The following is a 1,276-nucleotide window of genomic DNA, read 5'->3' as shown; positions in this document are numbered from 1 at the left end:
TGGCGACGGAGAGAGCAGCCGTGGGGTGGGGGGAGGCCGACGCGGGGGAGGCGTCCGTGGTGACCGCTCCCTGTTGTGGTTCCGCTGAGTGCGGGGCGGACGGGAGAGCCAGGCACAGGGCGGCCGCGGTGCAGGCCACGGCCGCGCCCAGGGCGTGCCGGCGGTGGCGGCGCCGGTCGGCGCGTCGGCGGATCTCCGCGGCGGGCAGAGCCGGTGCGGGCAGCTGGGTGCCGAGCAGCCGCAGCCGGTCGCCGACGGTGTCGTGGATGGGGTCGTGGGTGGGGTCAGACACTGAGCTTTCCTTCCGCGCTGGTCGGGATCTGGTCGGCGAGTCTGGCCGCGAGTGCGGTCCGGCCGCGGGCGAGGCGGCTCTTGATAGCGCTGACGCTGGCGCCGGTCTCGGCCGCGACCTGCTCGACGGAGAGGTCGCACATGTGGTGCAGGACCAAGGCGCTCCGCTGTGCCTCGGGGAGGTCGCGGAGCGCGGTGACCAGCATCAGGTGCTCCTCGGTGGGCGGCTCGACGGTGGGTGGTTCCCGGTGCTGGTGGCGTCCGGCCAAGTGCAGGCCCCGGGCCAGACGCCGCCAGCGGGAGACGGCCAGCCGCCGGGCCGTGGTCCGGATCCACGCCTCCGGGGCGTGGTCCGGGTCGAAGGTGCGCCTTCGGTCCCACGCGCGGATGAAGGCCTCCTGCACCACGTCCTGCGCTTCGGACCAGTTGCCGGTCAGCGCGTAGAGCTGCCCGGTCAGGCGGGAGAAGGACGCCGCGTAGAACGCGTCGAACTCCTGTGGCGTCATCAAGGGCCTCTCCTCCGGGGCTGTCCATCGGTCACTTCGCGGCACTGGCGGCTCGCGGGGAAGCACTCCTCGGCGGTGGTGGAGCCGTGCGGCGTGGGCGGAGCTTCCCGCTCTGTACGCACCAGCGCCGGCCCCGGGTTGCACCCACGGCCTGTGGCATGGATCACGTGTGCGGGGTGCGACCCGCCGGGCGTCGGCAGGCGTACCGGGGCGCGGGCATCAACCGGACGCCCGCAGGAAAGGACACGGATTCATGCGTATCCGCCCGATCACGCTCATCGCCGCCACCGCCGCGGTCATCGCGACTGCGGGGGGAGCGGCCACCGCCGCGACCAGTAGCTCCACCCCCACTCCCACTCCCACGGCCGTCCCCACGGCCCAGAGCCAGCCCTCCGCTGCGCCTGCCGCCCCGACGGCCGCCGGCGGTGGCTCGTCCGTCACCCGCGCGCCGGCCACCCCGGCTGCTTTCTCCGTCGCCG

Annotated in this window: 1 protein-coding gene and 2 pseudogenes; 1 reads left to right on the top strand and 2 read right to left on the bottom strand. The window is 74.5% G+C overall.

Going from position 1 to position 1,276, the window contains the following annotated elements; genetic code table 11:
* Together ACZ4W5_RS38020 and ACZ4W5_RS38015 are read right to left on the bottom strand one after the other, a co-directional pair.
* Window positions 1-292 (bottom strand): annotated as a pseudogene (locus ACZ4W5_RS38020) (hypothetical protein); the annotation flags it as partial.
* On the bottom strand, window positions 285-797 hold the full coding sequence (locus tag ACZ4W5_RS38015; RefSeq protein WP_465659830.1) for a SigE family RNA polymerase sigma factor: 513 nt from the start codon (window positions 795-797) through the stop codon (window positions 285-287). The gene ACZ4W5_RS38015 and the pseudogene ACZ4W5_RS38020, both read right to left, overlap by 8 nt.
* A 253-nt stretch (window positions 798-1,050) precedes the next feature.
* Between ACZ4W5_RS38015 and ACZ4W5_RS38010 the strand changes: the two are divergent.
* Window positions 1,051-1,276, top strand: a pseudogene (locus ACZ4W5_RS38010) (gamma-glutamyltransferase); the annotation flags it as partial.

This window comes from Kitasatospora sp. NPDC029367, from assembly GCF_055569135.1.
The sequence above is the reverse complement of the archived record's forward strand: the minus strand, read 5'-3'. Positions and strand labels throughout refer to the sequence as shown.

Coding starts and splice junctions, on each gene's coding strand:
- ACZ4W5_RS38015 (WP_465659830.1), bottom strand. CDS start 797: ATGACGCCACAGGAGTTCGACGCGTTCTACGCGGCGTCCTTCTCCCGC.